Annotated in this window: 17 protein-coding genes, 1 tRNA gene and 1 pseudogene; 11 read left to right on the forward strand and 8 right to left on the reverse strand. The window is 36.8% G+C overall.

What is annotated here, in order from left to right:
* Positions 1-78: 78 nt before the first annotated feature.
* The 3 genes from ABH942_RS13125 to ABH942_RS13135 all read left to right on the forward strand — a co-directional run bounded on the left by ABH942_RS13125 (position 79) and on the right by ABH942_RS13135 (position 4,995).
* A complete protein-coding gene (locus tag ABH942_RS13125) occupies positions 79-528 on the forward strand; it encodes a hypothetical protein (RefSeq protein WP_370032689.1) in 450 nt (149 codons plus the stop codon).
* A gap of 107 nt (positions 529-635) precedes the next feature.
* Entirely contained in the window at positions 636-3,164 is a 2,529-nt protein-coding gene (locus ABH942_RS13130) for a PIG-L family deacetylase (RefSeq protein WP_370032691.1), read from the forward strand.
* A 112-nt stretch (positions 3,165-3,276) separates the two neighbouring features.
* Positions 3,277-4,995, forward strand: coding sequence for a sodium:solute symporter (locus tag ABH942_RS13135; protein ID WP_370032693.1), 1,719 nt, complete (start codon positions 3,277-3,279; stop codon positions 4,993-4,995).
* A gap of 27 nt (positions 4,996-5,022) precedes the next feature.
* Here ABH942_RS13135 and ABH942_RS13140 read toward each other — a convergent pair whose 3' ends face one another.
* Together ABH942_RS13140 and ABH942_RS13145 are read right to left on the reverse strand one after the other, a co-directional pair.
* Entirely contained in the window at positions 5,023-5,208 is a 186-nt protein-coding gene (locus tag ABH942_RS13140; RefSeq protein WP_370032695.1) for a hypothetical protein, read from the reverse strand.
* Between the two features lie 181 nt (positions 5,209-5,389).
* On the reverse strand, positions 5,390-6,238 hold the full coding sequence (locus ABH942_RS13145) for a DUF2911 domain-containing protein (RefSeq protein ID WP_370032697.1): 849 nt from the start codon (positions 6,236-6,238) through the stop codon (positions 5,390-5,392).
* A gap of 130 nt (positions 6,239-6,368) precedes the next feature.
* On the opposite strand from ABH942_RS13145, the gene ABH942_RS13150 reads away from it, so the two are divergent.
* A complete protein-coding gene (locus ABH942_RS13150) occupies positions 6,369-6,836 on the forward strand; it encodes a cell division inhibitor (RefSeq protein ID WP_370032698.1) in 468 nt (155 codons plus the stop codon).
* A 3-nt stretch (positions 6,837-6,839) separates the two neighbouring features.
* The gene (locus ABH942_RS13155; RefSeq protein WP_370032700.1) at positions 6,840-8,123 is read left to right on the forward strand and encodes a deoxyribodipyrimidine photo-lyase; all 1,284 of its coding nucleotides are present in this window, start codon (positions 6,840-6,842) and stop codon (positions 8,121-8,123) included.
* Positions 8,124-8,144: 21 nt separating this feature from the next.
* Here ABH942_RS13155 and ABH942_RS13160 read toward each other — a convergent pair whose 3' ends face one another.
* From ABH942_RS13160 to ABH942_RS13180, 5 genes are read right to left on the reverse strand one after another with little or no spacing between them, the layout of a single operon-like run.
* Entirely contained in the window at positions 8,145-8,804 is a 660-nt protein-coding gene (locus ABH942_RS13160) for an HAD family hydrolase (RefSeq protein ID WP_370032702.1), read from the reverse strand.
* A gap of 8 nt (positions 8,805-8,812) precedes the next feature.
* Entirely contained in the window at positions 8,813-9,469 is a 657-nt protein-coding gene (locus tag ABH942_RS13165; protein WP_370032703.1) for an HAD family hydrolase, read from the reverse strand.
* A gap of 27 nt (positions 9,470-9,496) precedes the next feature.
* On the reverse strand, positions 9,497-10,219 hold the full coding sequence (locus ABH942_RS13170) for a ThiF family adenylyltransferase (protein ID WP_370032705.1): 723 nt from the start codon (positions 10,217-10,219) through the stop codon (positions 9,497-9,499).
* Between the two features lie 21 nt (positions 10,220-10,240).
* The gene (locus ABH942_RS13175) at positions 10,241-10,885 is read right to left on the reverse strand and encodes a TatD family hydrolase (protein ID WP_370032707.1); all 645 of its coding nucleotides are present in this window, start codon (positions 10,883-10,885) and stop codon (positions 10,241-10,243) included.
* A gap of 3 nt (positions 10,886-10,888) precedes the next feature.
* Positions 10,889-11,491 (reverse strand): DUF1684 domain-containing protein, encoded by a 603-nt coding sequence (locus ABH942_RS13180; RefSeq protein ID WP_370032709.1) that lies wholly within the window; start codon positions 11,489-11,491, stop codon positions 10,889-10,891.
* A gap of 100 nt (positions 11,492-11,591) precedes the next feature.
* Here ABH942_RS13180 and ABH942_RS13185 point away from each other — a divergent pair, with 100 nt between their 5' ends.
* The 4 genes from ABH942_RS13185 (at position 11,592) to ABH942_RS13200 (ending at position 15,486) form a co-directional block, all read left to right on the forward strand.
* Positions 11,592-12,806 carry an MDR family MFS transporter gene (locus tag ABH942_RS13185; protein WP_370032720.1) on the forward strand — a complete coding sequence of 405 codons (1,215 nt, stop codon included), beginning with the start codon at positions 11,592-11,594 and terminating at the stop codon, positions 12,804-12,806.
* 391 nt (positions 12,807-13,197) lie between these two features.
* Positions 13,198-13,557, forward strand: a complete 360-nt coding sequence (locus ABH942_RS13190; RefSeq protein WP_370032711.1) for a BlaI/MecI/CopY family transcriptional regulator — start codon at positions 13,198-13,200, stop codon at positions 13,555-13,557.
* A 2-nt stretch (positions 13,558-13,559) separates the two neighbouring features.
* Positions 13,560-15,281: a M56 family metallopeptidase gene (locus ABH942_RS13195; protein ID WP_370032713.1), complete on the forward strand. Its 1,722-nt coding sequence runs from the start codon at positions 13,560-13,562 to the stop codon at positions 15,279-15,281.
* A gap of 64 nt (positions 15,282-15,345) precedes the next feature.
* Positions 15,346-15,486 (forward strand): SsrA-binding protein, encoded by a 141-nt coding sequence (locus ABH942_RS13200; protein ID WP_139999207.1) that lies wholly within the window; start codon positions 15,346-15,348, stop codon positions 15,484-15,486.
* Here ABH942_RS13200 and ABH942_RS13205 read toward each other — a convergent pair.
* A complete protein-coding gene (locus tag ABH942_RS13205) occupies positions 15,483-15,995 on the reverse strand; it encodes an adenine phosphoribosyltransferase (RefSeq protein ID WP_370032715.1) in 513 nt (170 codons plus the stop codon). The two genes, ABH942_RS13200 and ABH942_RS13205, sit on opposite strands and share 4 nt — an antisense overlap.
* Before the next feature lie 70 nt (positions 15,996-16,065).
* On the opposite strand from ABH942_RS13205, the gene ABH942_RS13210 reads away from it, so the two are divergent.
* Together ABH942_RS13210 and ABH942_RS13215 are read left to right on the forward strand one after the other, a co-directional pair.
* Positions 16,066-16,139, forward strand: a tRNA-Arg gene (locus tag ABH942_RS13210).
* 468 nt (positions 16,140-16,607) lie between these two features.
* A pseudogene (locus ABH942_RS13215) lies at positions 16,608-16,867 on the forward strand (T9SS C-terminal target domain-containing protein); the annotation flags it as partial.

The following is a 16,867-nucleotide window of genomic DNA, read 5'->3' on the forward strand; positions in this document are numbered from 1 at the left end:
TTAAATATTTCTTAAAAAAATCCCGCTGGCATTATTATTGGTTTTGTACACTAGAAAAGAACCTAAAAATACAGCGCTATGAAAACTCTAAAAGTATTAATTGCAGGATTGGGCCTCTTGATGGCCGGCACGCTTGAAGCTCAAGTATCCGTTAATGTAAGTATCGGAGGTCGTCCGGACTGGGGACCGGTAGGATATACAGAAGCTAATTATTATTATCTTCCTGACATTGAATCTTATTATGATGTTAGAGCCGCAAATTTCATCTATATCAACAATGGAAATTGGGTCAGAGCCCGATATTTACCAAACCGATACCGAAATTATGATTTGTACAATGGCTACAAAGTAGTATTGACAGATTATCATGGTTCAAGACCTTATGCCTTATTCAATACTCATAAGGTAAAATATTATCGAGGCCCAAGGCCACAAACGGTTGTAGTAAGAGAAGTCCACCACTATCATGACGACCGTAAACATTACAAAAAACCTAAAAAGCATCACAGGCATCACCATGATGACTAAATGATAAGGAGAGCCAAACAGCTCTCCTTTATTGTTAAAGTCTTGGCTAGAAAAACACATCCGAAAAATTAATTATTATATTTGAAAGTTAGTTCCATAAAATCAAAATGATACCAAAAACTGCTTACCACTCCCTTATCCTTTTTCTCCTTTCATTCTGTACATTAAGTGCACAGAAGCCGCAAAAATTAAGTTCCGGCGAAATATACGAACAGGTACAGAAACTAAACTTTTTAGGATCGGTTTTATACGTAGCCGCACATCCTGATGATGAAAATACCAAACTGATTTCGTATTTCTCCAATGAAGTAAAAGCGAGAACCGCATATTTATCATTGACGCGAGGAGATGGCGGGCAAAATTTGATTGGTTCTGAGCTTAGAGAATTACTTGGCGTTTTAAGAACGCAGGAGCTATTAGCAGCGAGAAGAATTGACGGCGGAGAACAGTTATTTTCCCGTGCCAACGATTTTGGCTTTTCTAAAGAACCTAACGAAACTTTCTCTATTTGGGATAAAAACCAGGTACTAAGCGATGTAGTCCTTGCCATCCGAAAATTCCAACCCGACATTATCATCAACCGTTTTGACCACAGAAGTCCGGGAACCACTCACGGACACCATACGGCTTCTGCTATGCTCAGTATGGAAGCTTTTGACCTGGCGGGAAACAAAAATAGCTTTCCTGAGCAGCTTTCTTCCTTAAAAACCTGGCAACCAAAGCGAATATTCTTTAATACTTCATGGTGGTTTTACGGCTCTGAAGAAAAATTTGAACAGGCTGATAAAAGCAAAATGGCTACCATCAATGCCGGTGTCTATTTTGGAATAAAAGGCAAAAGCAATGGCGAAATAGCCGCCCTAAGTCGAAGCCAGCACAAATGCCAGGGTTTTGGAACTATAGGAACACGTGGTGATGAAATGGAATATCTTGAATTTCTAAAAGGCGACTTCGCTAAAGATAAAAACAACTTGTTTGAAGGCATCAATACCACCTGGTCAAGAGTAAAAGGTGGCGAAGCTATTGGAAAAATCCTGAACGAAATTGAAGCCCACTTCAACTTTAAAGATCCGTCTGTCCATATTCCAAAATTAATTGAGGCCTACCAATTGGTAAGCAAACTCGAAGATGAACATTGGAGAGCGATCAAAAAACAAGAATTAGAAAACATTATCCTGGCTTCAGCAGGATTATTCTTTGAAGGCGTTTCGTCAGAACAAAGCACCAATCCCGACAGTGATTTTACTTTAAAACTTGAAGCTGTAAATCAAGGTGGGCAGGATATCGAGCTAATTAATGTTACTTTCCTTAATAATCCTGAAAATGGAATAATCCTAGGAAAAAAACTGGATAAGAACAAACCGTTCAAAACTGAAAAAAGATTGCATACCCTTGCTTCTACTCCTTACACTTCTCCATATTGGCTGAATGAAAAAGGAACTTTGGGAATGTATACCGTTAAAGATATGGCCATGATAGGCAGACCGGACTCCGAAAAATTAAAATTAAAATGGAGTCTGAAAATTGCCGGACAGCCTCTGGATATCTATAGAGAAATTGTCTATAAAATTTCCGATCCTGAAAAAGGCGAAATCTACCAGCCTTTTGAAGTATTGCCCGAAGCTACAGCTACAGTAATTGATGATGTGACTATTTTTTCTGATTCCAAAACAAAACCAATTTCGGTAAAGGTAAAATCAGGTAAAACCAATTTAAAAGGAACTATCAGCCTACAGGTTCCGCAAGGTTGGAATGTTTCTCCTGACAAAATCGACTTTGATATTGTTATGAAAAACGACGAAAAGATTGTCGTATTTAACGTAACGCCGCCTTCGTATGAAAATAAAGGTATTATTGCTCCGGTAATTACTGTTGATGGACAAAAATATACACAAAAACTGACTACCATCCAATATGACCATATCCCAAAACAATCGGTATTGATGCCATCTGAAGCATCGGTTGTTAGATTAAACATTAAAAGAAGCGGACAACTTATAGGTTATATTGAAGGAGCCGGAGACGAAATTCCGCAAAGCCTGAAACAGATTGGCTATGATGTAAGGATTATAAAACCTAGCGAAATCACAGAAACAACTTTGAGTGGATTTGATGCCATAGTTATGGGAATCAGGGCGTATAATGTTATTACTGATCTTCAATTTAAACAGCGTTATCTTTTGGATTATGTCAAAAACGGAGGAACAATGGTCGTACAGTACAATACTTCTGGCAGACGCGGATTTAATGGATTTAATGTTCCGGATTTTTCTCCTTATGAACTGAACATTTCCAGCGACAGGGTAACCGACGAAAATGCAAAAGTTTCTTTTTTGAACGCAACGCATTCGGTTTTAAACCATCCTAATAAAATAACAGAAACTGATTTTCAGGGTTGGGTTCAGGAAAGAGGATTGTATTTTCCTGACAAATGGGCTTCTGAATTTACGCCTATATTGGGCATGAAAGATTTAGGGGAAACTGAAAAACAAGGAAGCCTTTTAGTCGCAAATTACGGAAAAGGATATTATATTTACACAGGATTAAGCTTTTTCCGCGAACTTCCGGCAGGAGTTCCGGGAGCATTTAAGCTGTTTACCAATCTTATTTCAATAGGAAAAAAGGACAAATCATAAATTAATGAAAGAAAAGAAATTAAGAAGCTGGAAAAGAAATTACACTCTGGTGCTTGTAATGAATGCTCTGTACATTCTAATTTTTTATTTTATAATGCAATATTTTTCATAAATGCAGGCAATTGACTGGGTAGTTTTAATCATTACGCTTTTTTTCATCGTTTTTTATGGTGCCTGGAAAACGCGAGGCAGTAAAAACGTACAAGATTATATTCTGGGCAACAACGAAACTCCGTGGTATACCGTAGGGATTTCTGTAATGGCAACCCAGGCCAGCGCTATTACCTTTCTTTCTACGCCAGGACAGGCTTTTAATGATGGTATGGGCTTCGTACAGTTCTATTTTGGACTGCCGTTGGCGATGATTATCATCTGTATTACCTTTATCCCTATTTATCACAGACTCAAAGTATATACGGTTTATGAGTTTTTGGAACAGCGTTTTGACCTTAAAACCCGTTCGCTAGCTGCCATATTATTCCTGATACAGAGAGGTTTTTCAACAGGAATCACAATTTATGCACCTGCCATAGTATTATCCTCCATACTAGGATGGAACCTGAATCTAATGAATATTGTCATTGGTATACTAATTATTATTTATACGATGACAGGCGGTACAAAAGCCGTTAACGTTACCCAAAAACAGCAGATGTTTATCATCATGTCAGGAATGTTCATTGCTTTTTTCATCATCTTGAGCCTTCTTCCAAAAGAAGTTTCGTTCAATAATGCGTTGCAGATTGCAGGCGTAAACGATAAGATGAATATTCTTGATTTTTCGTTAGATAAGGAAAAAAGATATACGGTTTGGACGGGAATCACAGGCGGTTTGTTTTTAGCCCTCTCTTATTTTGGAACAGACCAATCACAAGCACAACGCTATTTATCTGGAAAATCGGTGAAAGAAAGCCAGATGGGACTTGTTTTTAATGCACTTCTTAAAGTACCAATGCAGTTTTTTATTCTCTTGGTCGGTGTTATGGTATATGTCTTTTTCCAATTCCAGTCGGTTCCGATTAACTTTAACCCGAACAGCAAGGCAAGCATCGAAAAATCCGTATACGCAGGCGATTACAAGCAGCTGGAAAACCAATTGGTCGATATAGCCGCTGAGAAAAAAGAAGTAACCCTGGCTTATGTCAACCAGCTGAATATAGAAACAGACAATAAGGTACTTAAAAACAGGATTATTGCTTTAGGAGAAAAAGAAAAAACGATTCGTGAACAAGCCAAAGTTCTAATCAGTAAAGCGAATAAAAAGAATAAAACTACAGATAGTGATTATGTCTTTATTCATTTCATAATACATTACCTGCCAAAAGGATTTGTCGGGTTATTATTAGCCGTGATTATTTGTGCAGCCATGTCATCGACCGCTGCCGGAATCAATTCATTGGCTTCAACAACTGTAATCGATATCTATAAAAGAAACATAAAAACAGAGAAATCCGAAGCTCATTTTGTGAGAGCTTCAAAAGGCTTTACACTACTTTGGGGCGCAATAGCCATTATGTTTGCCTGTTTCGGAACCTTATTCGAAAACCTGATCCAGTTTGTAAACATTATTGGTTCTATATTTTACGGTACTATACTGGGTATTTTCCTGGTTGCGTTCTATGTGAAATACGTCAAGGCACAAGCCGTGTTCTGGGCAGCTGTATTCAGCCAGATCGCGATATTTGTAATCTATTATTTTGCGATATACATTTTCCCTCCGGGTAAGGAAAAATTAAGCTACTTATGGCTCAACTTTATCGGAGTTCTGATTACGATCATCATTTCAGTAAGTATACAGTATTTCAAAAATTCTAAAGAGATCAAAGCATAAAAAAAGCCACTTTAAGTGGCTTTTTTTTTAGTTTTTTGATTTTTTACTTGAAGTTTTTCTATCAGTACTGTAAGTTGTTTTTGGACTTTTCGTTGCTTCTTTTTTAGTAACATATTTTCCAGTTTCAGCACTTCTATATTGTTTGCTTGGTTTTTGTTGTGCAAACATAGAAAAAGACAGGGCAAATGCGACAAAAACTAATCCTTTTTTCATGATGTATATTTTTTTAAGTTTGTTAGTACTTCAAATATACCAAATTTTGTCAAGAATTTAATTATCAACTGTTTATATATTCTCTATAATCTACATAATTATATGTTTAAAAAAAACAATTTGAAGACCAATAAATACTATTTACTCAACTTACATAAAATTCTTCATTATTTTTATGGGATTATTTTTTGCTCCACTCGTTGATGCTGTCTTTGTTCATTTTTACATAATCAGCATTGTTTGCTTTTTCAGCAGCTGCCAATGATAATTTAGCCGTTTCGATAGCACCTTTCTTATCTCCTAATTTTGACTGGATCAATGATTTTTGTCTTAGGAACCAAAAAGGAGCTTCCCCTTTTGTTTTCTCGATTGCTGCATTTACCCAAGTCAAGGCTTTGTTCATGTCGCCGTTTGACTGATAAAAATACTGTGCTGAAGCAAAATAATCATCTGCTGATGGTCCTGCCAAAGTAGACTCAATACTTGCCATTGCTGTTTTTTGTGTAGGAACATCGAATTTAACAGCTACAAGCGTCTTTTCCCAAGAAATTTCAAGGTTTGCTGAATCATTGCCGATTCCATTTACTGCAATCGTAAGAGTTTCAACATTTCTGTTCAGGTTTTCTGATTTTACCGTTGTTCTTAACGCTACTTTATTTTCATTCCACTCTGCCGGCAATCCCCAGTTGTTTGTGTCTTTGTAGAAAATAACATCCCATGAGTCAGCTCTTGGAACTGTAAATAAGCTATAGCTTCCTTTTGGAAGGTCTTTCCCTCCTATTTTTACATCTTCGCTAAATGTAATAACAGTATTGGCATTAGCACCGGTTCTCCATGTTTTTCCAAAAGGAACCAAGTCTCCAAAAACAGCTCTGCCTTTAGCACTAGGGCGAGAATATTCAATATGTACATCTGTTAATCCGACAACTTGAGTAATGTCAGACTTTGGACTTGCCTGTGGAGTTTTTACCTGGGCTTCAGCCGTCAAAGTAATTAAAAGCAATCCGGCGGCAATAATTATCTTTTTCATATAAATTATAGATTTGATTTTTGCGAATTTAAGAATTTCAAGTCATTTAAATGTTAAATAAAACTAAGAAAAAACTTCATTTTGTTTAACTTATTTTAATTTCAATTAAACAATATTGTATTTTTGTAGCATGAAATTATATGTGATACATACAACACAAAAACTTCCTATTTCGGTTGAAGAAGCCTGGGAATTCATTGCCAATCCAAAAAATCTGGAACTTATTACTCCCATATCTATGGGATTCCATACACTTTCAGGTGATGAAAAAGCGATGTTTGCCGGCCAGATAATTCATTATAAAATTACTCCGCTTTTTGGGATTTCTATGCAATGGGTTACCGAAATCACCCATGTACAGGACCAGAAGTTTTTTGTTGATGAACAACGCTTTGGTCCTTATGCTTTTTGGCATCATAAGCATTTCCTAAAAGCGATCCCTGGTGGTGTTGAAATGGAAGATATCGTACATTATAAATTGCCTATGGGTATTTTGGGCAGACTGGCACATCCTTTTCTGGTCAAACCTAAACTGGATGAAATCTTTGCGTTCCGACGAAATAAACTCATAGAACTTTTTGGCGAATTTAAATCTTAAATCATGAATATATTCTGGTTCAGACGCGATTTGCGATTAGAGGATAACAAGGCACTGTTTGAAGCATTATCAGATGCTACTACGCTTCCTGTTTTTATATTTGACAAAAATATTCTTTCCGAGCTTCCTAAAGATGATGCTCGTGTGACATTTATCTCTGAATTGCTCGAAAACATACAGGCCAACCTAAAACAAAATCATAAATCACTGGCTGTGTTTCATGATGATCCGTTAGAGGTTTTTAAAAAACTGATTTTGGAAAACGCTGAAATCACTGCCCTATACGCCAATCACGATTATGAGCCTTATGCCCGAAAACGAGATGCAGAAATTGGCGCATTTTTAAAATCCAAAAACATCGCTTTTCATACGTTTAAGGATCAGGTTATTTTTGAAAAAGATGAGGTAATCAAAGACGATGGAAAACCTTATGTGGTGTTTACGCCCTATTCTAAAAAATGGAAAGAAAATTTTAATCAAAAACTTGTCGAATCTTATGCTTCAGAAAAAAAGCTAGATCAGATAGCCCAACATTCTTATCCTTTCCTGTCACTGAAAGAAATCGGATTTGAAAAATCAAAGATAAAGGTCGATAATTATGATGTTTCGGGTACGCTAATTGAGAATTATGCTGAAACACGTGATTTTCCCGGTTTGGATGGCACTTCTCATTTAAGTCCTCATTTGCGGTTTGGCGCTGTCAGTATCCGAAAAATTGTAAAGACAGCACTCAATCACCGAAAAGAAACCTTTTTGAATGAGCTGATTTGGCGGGAATTTTTTATGCAGATTCTTTGGCATTTTCCAAATACTGTTACAGAAAGTTTCCGTCCAAAATACGACCATATCCAATGGCGCAACAATGAAGCCGAGTTTAAAAGCTGGTGCGAAGGAACTACCGGTTATCCGATAGTCGATGCCGGAATGCGCCAATTGAATACCACAGGAACCATGCACAATCGCGTACGGATGATTGTTGCCAGCTTTCTGTGCAAGCATCTCCTGATTGACTGGCGTTGGGGCGAAGCTTATTTCGCAGAAAAATTATTGGATTATGAACAATCCAGCAATATAGGAAACTGGCAATGGGCGGCCGGCAGTGGTGTTGATGCTGCTCCTTATTTCCGGATTTTTAACCCAAGCGAACAGGTCAAAAAATTTGACACCGATTTTAAATACATCCGAAAATGGGTTCCTGAATTCGAACAGCTAGACTACAGACCTATAGTCGACCATAAAGAAGCACGCGAAAGATGCCTTGAAGTATATAAAAAAGCAGTCGGATAAAATTACCCGACTGTTTTTGTTTTATGCATTTATGTTTTTGATTTTCTCAAAATTCAAATCCCGGAAATCGGTTATGACAATATCTGCTTTCGATTGATCCTGTCCTTTTCCACTTTCACCTTTATAGGCAATGCAAAAAATCCCTGCGGCTTTGGCAGCCGTAATTCCGTTAGTACTGTCTTCTATGACAATACACTCATTGATTGGCGCTTTTGAATAGGATGCTGCTTTCAAGAATATAGCCGGGTTTGGCTTGGATTCAGGAAAATCTTCACCGCTGACTTTGTGCGTGAAATACGGATTCAGTCCAAAACGCTCAAAAACCTTATTGATAATAGCCATTTCCGAAGAAGAAGCCACAATCAGCTGTATTCCGTTATTATATAAATCAATAATAAGTTCTTTTACTCCCGGCATCAGGTACAAATCTTCCTTCTTATCAAAAGCGTCCAGGAAAAGCTTGTTTTTAGCTTCAATCAGTTCTTCTACTTCATGTGCTAATTGGAAATTATCTTTGATTTTCTGATAAATCATTTTATTTGAGTTTCCTGTGAAGGTGTGGTACATTTCATCCGGAACTGCAATATCCAAATCTTTAAATTGCAATAAACTCACATCATAATGAACAGGTTCAGTGTCGACTAAAACACCATCCATGTCAAAAATTACGGTCTTAACCATTTTTTATTTTACTTTAAATTCTTAATCTTTTCGGCGTTTAGCTCGTTAAAATGATTGATAATCACATCTGCTTTTGACAAATCCTGAAGCTTGGTATTCGCGCTTCTGTAACCTACACAAAAAATTCCGGCCGCGTAGGATGCTTCAATACCGTTGGTACTGTCTTCTATAACAATACATTCGTCTTTCTTTCCTATTGCTAAAGAAGCTGCATACTCAAAAATAGCCGGATGAGGTTTTGACTTTGGAAAATCTTCACCACTCACAATATCCGAAAAATACTGATGTAGCTTAAAACGATTAAAAACACGTTCTATTGTTACCTTCGAAGCTGATGAAGCTACTATTAGCTGTATGCCGTTTTGGTAAAGGTCTTTTATCAAATCTTCAACACCTTCTATAAGATGCAGGTCTTTTTTGGTATCAAAGGCATCGTTAAAAATATTCCTTTTTCTCTGTATCAAATCCTCCACATCGTGGTCCAGGTCAAAAGCATGCTTTAATTTCTGGAAAACATTACGTGTGGAATTTCCGGTAAAAGTAGCAAACAGATCATCGGTTACAGAAATTTCTAGTTCATCAAAATGTTGGAAATAGGCATATCTGTGAACGGGTTCCGTATCAACGATAACTCCGTCCATGTCAAAAATTACAGTTTTTATCATTGTGTGTTGTGTTGTAGGTTTAGGAGTTTAGTCTTCCTTTTTCAATAGATATCGGATAACTGTTTCTGCTGCATGAAGTCCGAACAATCCCGGCATATAGCTATTAGTTCCGTAAAATGATTTTTTGAAGTTAGAACCATCCGTAATTCGTAAACTATTCGGGTCCTGAATTTCAGAAGAATACACAGCTTTTACACCTTTATCGATTCCTGCTTCTTTTAGCCTTCTTTTGATCGTTTTTGCCAAAAAGCAGTTTTCAGTCCTGCTGATATCGGATACTTTTACTTTGGCAGCTTCCATTTTTCCTCCGGCTCCCATACTGCTGACGATTTTTACTCTCTTACGCTTGGAAGCGATAATCAGGTTTAGCTTTGGTGTCACGCTGTCGATGCAGTCCATGACATAGTCAAATTCATTGGTAACAATTTCAAAAGCTCGTTCAGGCGAAAGGAATTCTTTTATTTTCGTAAGCTGTAATTCCGGATTAATATCCATCAAACGATCGCCTACAACATCTATTTTCGCTTTGCCAACGGTAGAATGCAATGCAGGAAGCTGGCGATTAATGTTTGTAATATCAACAACGTCACCATCAACAATCGTCATTTTTCCAACGCCTGCTCTGGCAATAAATTCTGCTGCAAAAGATCCTACACCACCTACTCCAACAATCAATACATTTGAATTTTTTAATTTTTCAAGACCTTCTTTTTTGAACAACAATTCGGCTCTTTCTGTCCACTGCGCCATTTTCTATAATTTATTTTGTATTTATTTTTTAAAAACGTTTTTAAAATTCCGTTGTACGATTTTCTGCAAATCTTCCTCGTTTATAGCTTTATATTTTGAAGCTAAGGCATATACTTCTTCAATAGTTTCTTCAATCGTATCTGTTTCTAAGAAAAAACGATTATCTGGAACGCTTTTGAAAACCAATTCCAATTCGGGATTTCTCAGCAGATATTTCCCAAAAGAAAGATAAAACCCATTGTCTAAAAGTTGTTTTGCCAGCTGCTCGTTTTTTGAGAACCCGTGGATAATCATCGGAACCGTACTCTTTATATCATTCTTGATTGCCATTAATTCCTGAAACGAAGCTACGCAATGGATTACGACAGGCTTTTGGTATTTTTCAGCTAAAGCCAATTGTTTCCGGAATACCTGTTCCTGCAAGCTAAACGGAATTTCAATTCTTTTGTCCAATCCGCATTCGCCAACAGCCAGACAATTCGCAGCTTGTATTTTATCTTCTATAATCGCAAGATCTTCTTCTATCCTATCTTCTACAATATACCACGGATGTATTCCTATTGAATAGAATGGAATTGCGGCATCAAATTCCTGAGGATATTGATTGACCAGCTCCAGGCAATCGGGATGGTTTGAGAATTTATGCGTGTGAAGATTGTATAACAAAGCTTATTTTTTAAATTTTTTCACTCCTGCCCTGATTTCTATTGCAAGATCATTTTCTTGTGGAGGAATCGGGCATGAATATTTATGGTTGTATGCGCAATAGGGATTATAGGCCATATTAAAATCAATTGTGATAGTATCGCCTTGCGGTATTTTCAAATCGATATACTTTCCGCCACCATAACTGTCAACTCCTGAAGTCAGGTCAGTAAAAGGCAGAAAAAGCGCATCTTTATATTCTTCTATTTTTTTCAAATCCAGGCTCTGGTATAGATTCACCTTGAATTTTTTCCCATCTATTACGAAATGAGCTTCACCATACTTTACATACATTGGTTTTCTTGAAGTAGACGTAGGCATTTCAAAAGGCTTTTCATCCGGTGTCCTTATGAATTTTGCATTAACAAAGAACTTTCCGTTTATCGGGTAAAAATCCAACGCTTTGAAGGTTTTCAAATCTTTCTTAAGTAGCGGACTTTTTACAGAGTCGGCATATTCAGCATTTAACTCTTTCTGAAAGTTAACAACAGCTTCTTTATCAAAACTTTTTTGCGCAAACAAAATTGTCGATACTAATAAAAATAGCAGGCTCAGGAAGCTTTTCATAAATTTCAATTTTTATGCAAAAATAAGCAAAATTATCGATTGCGCTTTCCAAAAAAAGGGAAGCAAACTTTGTAACTTTGTGTCGAAAACTCACAATCTGATGCTCCAAAAAGCCTTCAAGCGCTACATTGATTCCTTTAGAGGTTTTTCTAAAGAAATCTGGATACTGGCCCTCATTACTTTTATCAACAGGACGGGAACAATGGTTCTTCCGTTCCTTTCGAAATACATGAAAGAAGATCTTCATTTTGATTATGACCATATAGGGACGGTTATGGTATTTTTTGGTTTGGGTTCCATGATTGGTTCCTGGATTGGCGGTAAGCTCTCCGACAAGATTGGTTTTTACAAAATAATGATTTTCAGCTTGCTTACCAGTGGGTTGTTATTAATTTTCGTACAGTTTGTTACCTCATTTATAGGAATGTGCTTTGCCATGTTTGGAATCATGCTCATCGCAGATATGTTTCGTCCCGCCATGTATGTGTCTTTAGGAGCTTATGCCAAGCCTGAAAACAGAACCCGGGCATTTTCGCTGGTGCGTCTTGCCGTTAATTTAGGTTTTGCTGCCGGCCCGGCATTAGGAGGACTGATTATCATGGGAATTGGCTATAAAGGCTTGTTTTGGGTTGATGGCGCTTCCTGTATTATTTCCATCTTGATTTTTGCGACATTGGTAAAAGAAAAGAAACTAGCTAGCCATGAAGACCATCATGATGCTGAAAAAGCTGTTGTAAAATCTGTATTTTGGGATGGCCCTTTTTGGATATTCCTTTTCGGAAGTTATTTGACAGCCTTGATTTTCTTACAGCTGTTCTCTACATTGCCACTTTATCATTCTGAATGGTATCATATTACAGAATTCCAAACCGGATTGTTAATGTCGTTAAACGGGCTGCTTATCTTCTTTTTGGAAATGCCAATGGTGACTTTTCTCGAAAGAAAACAGGTCAACCGCCTAAAACTCATACTGTGGGGAACTTTTCTGTTAAGCCTGAGCTTTTTTGTACTTCTTTTTGATAATTGGGCCGGTATACTGATTGTCAGCATGATTTTTATGACATTTGGAGAAATGCTAAACTTCCCGTTTACAAATTCATTTGCTATGAGCCGGGCACCAAAAGGGCATGAAGGCAGATATATGGCCCTATTCACGATGAGTTTTAGTCTGGCACATATTACGAGTGCCAAATTGGGATTAGGAATCATTTCCCGTTATAGCTATACTACAAACTGGTTGGTAATGGGAATTTTAGGCCTTCTCTCCTGCGTTAGCATATTGTATCTGAAAAGAATAGTCGCAAAAACCAAATAAATTAATTTTAATCACTATCTGGAAACTTATACCTGATAGGTAAGTTCTTATTTCTATTATTAGGAATTTTGCGGCTCTGCGCCTTTGCGAGCAACTATTTCACGCAAAGGCGCGGAGGCGCAAAGCATGAACATGGAGTTTTTTGGCAATCAATCAATTTTAAATTATTCTTCTGTTTTTCAAGCACATAACTCACAAAAAATCATTATTTTCGTGAGTATCTTTTTATAGTCCTACAATAAAAAACTAAAAATTACGTTAATTAACTAATAAAATAGTTTGCAAACTAAAAAATTAGTTGTACGTTTGTCTTGTTAGAGTTAGGAATTGGATTATCTCCTGAATAAAATCAAAAAAAATATTCAGGAGAAAGCCATAAAAACAAAATGAGATGCAGAAATTGACAAACAAAGAAGAAGAAGTAATGCAAATATTATGGAAGCTGGAAAAGGCTTTTGTAAAAGAGATAATGGCTGAAATCAAAGAAGATCAGCCACACTATAATACACTTTCTACTATTGTGAGAATTTTAGAAGAAAAAGGATTTGTTGGGCATACTGCTTTTGGAAATTCACACCAGTATTATCCAATCGTAGCATTGGAAGATTACAGAAAGCGTTTTATGACAACAGCAATTACTAATTATTTTGACAGCTCCTATAAAAACCTGGTCTCGTTTTTTGCTGAAGAAGAAAAAATTTCTGCTGACGAGCTACGCGAGATCTTAGATATGATCGAAAAAAAGAAATAAGTATGGAAAGTTTCATCTTCTATTTTGCTAAAACATCTGCCTTGTTGGCCATTTTTTTCCTGGCCTATTATTTTCTGCTCAGGAAAGAAACATTCTTTACTGCCAACAGATGGTTTCTTTTGGCTGGAATAGCAACTTCTTTGTTTTTGCCTAAGGTGATTTTGGTAAAAACAGTATCGATTGAACCAGCAGTTACAGCACGCTATATTCCAATTGAAACAGCAAAAGCGCCGATTGCTTTTGAAACGATTCCAAATGCTGGTGAAGAATTAAGTTCTCCTTCTTTTACTGAAGCTGAAAATTCTGTTATAACTACTGAACCTCTTATGGTTGAAGAACCGGCCTTTGAAATCAATTGGATGTATGTTATAATCGGCATATATCTTATAGGAATGCTTTTCTTTTTAGGGAAATTTATCCGGGATTTTAGGGCCTTGCGAAAAATCATCCGAAACCAGGCGGTAGAGCTTAATGGAGGTTTTAAATTTTTGGATACCGATAAAATACAATCCCCTTTTTCCTTTTTCAACTACATTGTCTATAACTCGAAACGCTTTAGAAAAGAAGAACTGGAAAATATATTAGAACATGAAAAAGTACACAGTTCGCAAAAGCATTCTGTGGATATGATTATCAGCCAGCTATTCTGTGTTATATTTTGGTTTAATCCTTTTGCCTGGCTGCATAAAAAAGCCATAGCACAGAATTTAGAATTTATTGCCGATTCAATAGCACTAAAAGCCGTTCCAGATCGTATAATTTATCAAAAAACATTATTAAAAGTAAGTGCACCTCATCAATGCATTCCAATTACTAATCATTTCTTTCAATCATTAATCAAAAAACGAATCGTTATGTTAAACACAGATCAATCCAAAAAGAGGAATTCCTGGAAGTATGCAATCGTATTGCCTTTGCTAACTATTTTTATGCTTCAATTCCAGGTAGAAACCGTTGCGCAGGAAAAAGAAGACGAACAAGTTCAGGCTCAACAAAGAAACAATTATGAAGTCAGAGTAGATAAAAACTCTACTGATGATTATCTAAAAGCACAATCAAAAATCTTTAAGAACAATCACGGAATCGACTTGAAATTTTCCAGAATCAAAAGAAATTCAGACAAGGAGATTATTGCCATCAAAACAACTTACAAGGATAAAAGCGGAAACTCGGGCAATTCATACTTAAAAAGCGATGAGCCAATACAACCCTTCCTTTTAAGCAAAGAAGACGATAAAGTTGTTGTTTCAAATGTGCCGGCTGTTTACGGAAGTTTTAATACGCCAACTGTTTACGGAAAATTCAAAAATAATTCATCGCCAGTAGCTATGACATATAAGACTGGAATGCCGGTAATGCCAACACCTCCTACTCCTCCAGTAATGCCAAATATACCAACATTACCAAATGCGCCAACATTTCCACAATTACCTACACCTCCAACACCTCCAACCACGCCTTATGACGAAAATAGCGCTGCCTGGAAAAAATTTGACGAGCAGATAAAAAAATTCGAAGCGGAAATGAATTCAAAAGAAGGTGAAATAGCAAAATTTGAAGAAGCTATGGAAAAATTTGCCGCACAAGTTGAAGCCACCTATACAAAAGATGTTGAAAAGCAAATGGAAGAGTTTGAGAAAAAAATGGAAGTTTTTGAGCAGCAAATGGAGGTGTATGCCAAACAATTTGAAGAACAAATGGAAAAAGATTCTAGAAACAGATAATCAAAGAACAAATAAAAAAAGCTGTCAATAGACAGCTTTTTTTGTATCTTTAAGATAAAAAGTAATGTTTAAGATATTAGCAAAACTAAATAAATGGCTATTGCCTAATTATACCAAGCAAGGTTTGGATTTGGCTAAAGCAACAAAATTCCAAAAAGCGATAGTAGCATGGAAATATTATGTTACCATTCATGCATTGGATTAATATTTTAAAGGAGAAAAAATATCGTATTGCTTGATTTTTTCTCGTCCGTTAAGGAATGTAAGCTCCATCAGGAAATTACATTGCACAATCTCTCCTCCTAATTTTTCTACCAATTCACATACTGCTTTTGCAGTTCCACCTGTGGCTAATACGTCGTCATGTATTAATACTTTGTCGCCTTTTTGTATGGCATCCGTATGGATTTCTAACGTATCCTGCCCATATTCCAAGTCATAGGTAGCTGAAATAGTCGTAAACGGAAGCTTTTTTGGTTTTCTTACCGGAACAAAACCTGCATTTAATTTATAAGCCAAAAGTGTGGCGAAAAAGAATCCCCTGCTCTCTACTCCTACCACTTTATCGATTTTCACATCAGGCAAACCATTGAGTAACAGTTCCAAAAACACTTTTGAGGCTTCCGGATTGGCTAAAAGTGGTGTTATATCTTTAAAAACAATTCCGGGTTTTGGAAAGTCCTGAATATCACGGATGTACTTTTCTATTGACATTTTATTTACATTTAATTTAAAAATTGATTTGCAAGATAAACATAATTTCCTATATTTGCACCCGCATTAAGGCCTCGTGGCGCAACTGAATAGCGCATCTGATTACGGCTCAGAAGGTTACTGGTTTGAATCCAGTCGAGGTCACTTTAAAAGGACAAATCAAAATTTTGGTTTGTCCTTTTTTATTTCGCAATCTCTTATCAAATAACAACATAAGCCTTAGCGCTTCGTACACTCTTGTGGTTCAATATCCAAACCCGTCAAATGTCAGTTTTTCGGGAAACATCGAACCGATTATCTTTATCCGCTGTATTATGGTACCTCTGTTCATACAGCACATCAAGCCGTAATATGTTTGAAATCCTCCAACAAGATATTAATATCAATGGAAGCCCCCTGTTGGCAGTCTGTTGGTGACAGATACCAACAGGATCGCACAGTCCAATTGTTAATAAAATTCTCATAGCCAGCAGAGAGGCTAAGGAAAAGTTTACTATTTTTCGTACATCTATGACTGGTACATTATACTCCCAGCGGCATGGCATTCCACTAAAAATGCATCTGGCTACACATCAGATATTAATTTCGTTCTAACTTTTAATTACACATATAATGCAAACAAGACTTTGCCTAACATTGCCCTGTACATTACTTTTTAATGTATTTCTTCATGCACAAGACATCCTCTGGGAGAAATCCTACGGGGGAAAGCACTCCGAATATTTATTTGATGCACAGCCAACTCCCGACTACGGGTTCATACTCGCGGGAAGTTCCTTATCCCAAAAGACAGGAAACAAGACCGAGGAGGCCGCAGGTGACCTCGACTACTGGGTATGGAAGATGGACGAGAAAGGAGAACTTGACTGGCA

Origin of the sequence: Flavobacterium sp. 28YEA47A (genome assembly GCF_041262125.1) — a bacterium.
Lineage (GTDB): Bacteria > Bacteroidota > Bacteroidia > Flavobacteriales > Flavobacteriaceae > Flavobacterium.

Coding starts and splice junctions, on each gene's coding strand:
- ABH942_RS13125 (WP_370032689.1), top strand. CDS start 79: ATGAAAACTCTAAAAGTATTAATTGCAGGATTGGGCCTCTTGATGGCC.
- ABH942_RS13130 (WP_370032691.1), top strand. CDS start 636: ATGATACCAAAAACTGCTTACCACTCCCTTATCCTTTTTCTCCTTTCA.
- ABH942_RS13135 (WP_370032693.1), top strand. CDS start 3,277: ATGCAGGCAATTGACTGGGTAGTTTTAATCATTACGCTTTTTTTCATC.
- ABH942_RS13140 (WP_370032695.1), bottom strand. CDS start 5,208: ATGAAAAAAGGATTAGTTTTTGTCGCATTTGCCCTGTCTTTTTCTATG.
- ABH942_RS13145 (WP_370032697.1), bottom strand. CDS start 6,238: ATGAAAAAGATAATTATTGCCGCCGGATTGCTTTTAATTACTTTGACG.
- ABH942_RS13150 (WP_370032698.1), top strand. CDS start 6,369: ATGAAATTATATGTGATACATACAACACAAAAACTTCCTATTTCGGTT.
- ABH942_RS13155 (WP_370032700.1), top strand. CDS start 6,840: ATGAATATATTCTGGTTCAGACGCGATTTGCGATTAGAGGATAACAAG.
- ABH942_RS13160 (WP_370032702.1), bottom strand. CDS start 8,804: ATGGTTAAGACCGTAATTTTTGACATGGATGGTGTTTTAGTCGACACT.
- ABH942_RS13165 (WP_370032703.1), bottom strand. CDS start 9,469: ATGATAAAAACTGTAATTTTTGACATGGACGGAGTTATCGTTGATACG.
- ABH942_RS13170 (WP_370032705.1), bottom strand. CDS start 10,219: ATGGCGCAGTGGACAGAAAGAGCCGAATTGTTGTTCAAAAAAGAAGGT.
- ABH942_RS13180 (WP_370032709.1), bottom strand. CDS start 11,491: ATGAAAAGCTTCCTGAGCCTGCTATTTTTATTAGTATCGACAATTTTG.
- ABH942_RS13185 (WP_370032720.1), top strand. CDS start 11,592: ATGCTCCAAAAAGCCTTCAAGCGCTACATTGATTCCTTTAGAGGTTTT.
- ABH942_RS13190 (WP_370032711.1), top strand. CDS start 13,198: ATGCAGAAATTGACAAACAAAGAAGAAGAAGTAATGCAAATATTATGG.
- ABH942_RS13195 (WP_370032713.1), top strand. CDS start 13,560: ATGGAAAGTTTCATCTTCTATTTTGCTAAAACATCTGCCTTGTTGGCC.
- ABH942_RS13200 (WP_139999207.1), top strand. CDS start 15,346: ATGTTTAAGATATTAGCAAAACTAAATAAATGGCTATTGCCTAATTAT.
- ABH942_RS13205 (WP_370032715.1), bottom strand. CDS start 15,995: ATGTCAATAGAAAAGTACATCCGTGATATTCAGGACTTTCCAAAACCC.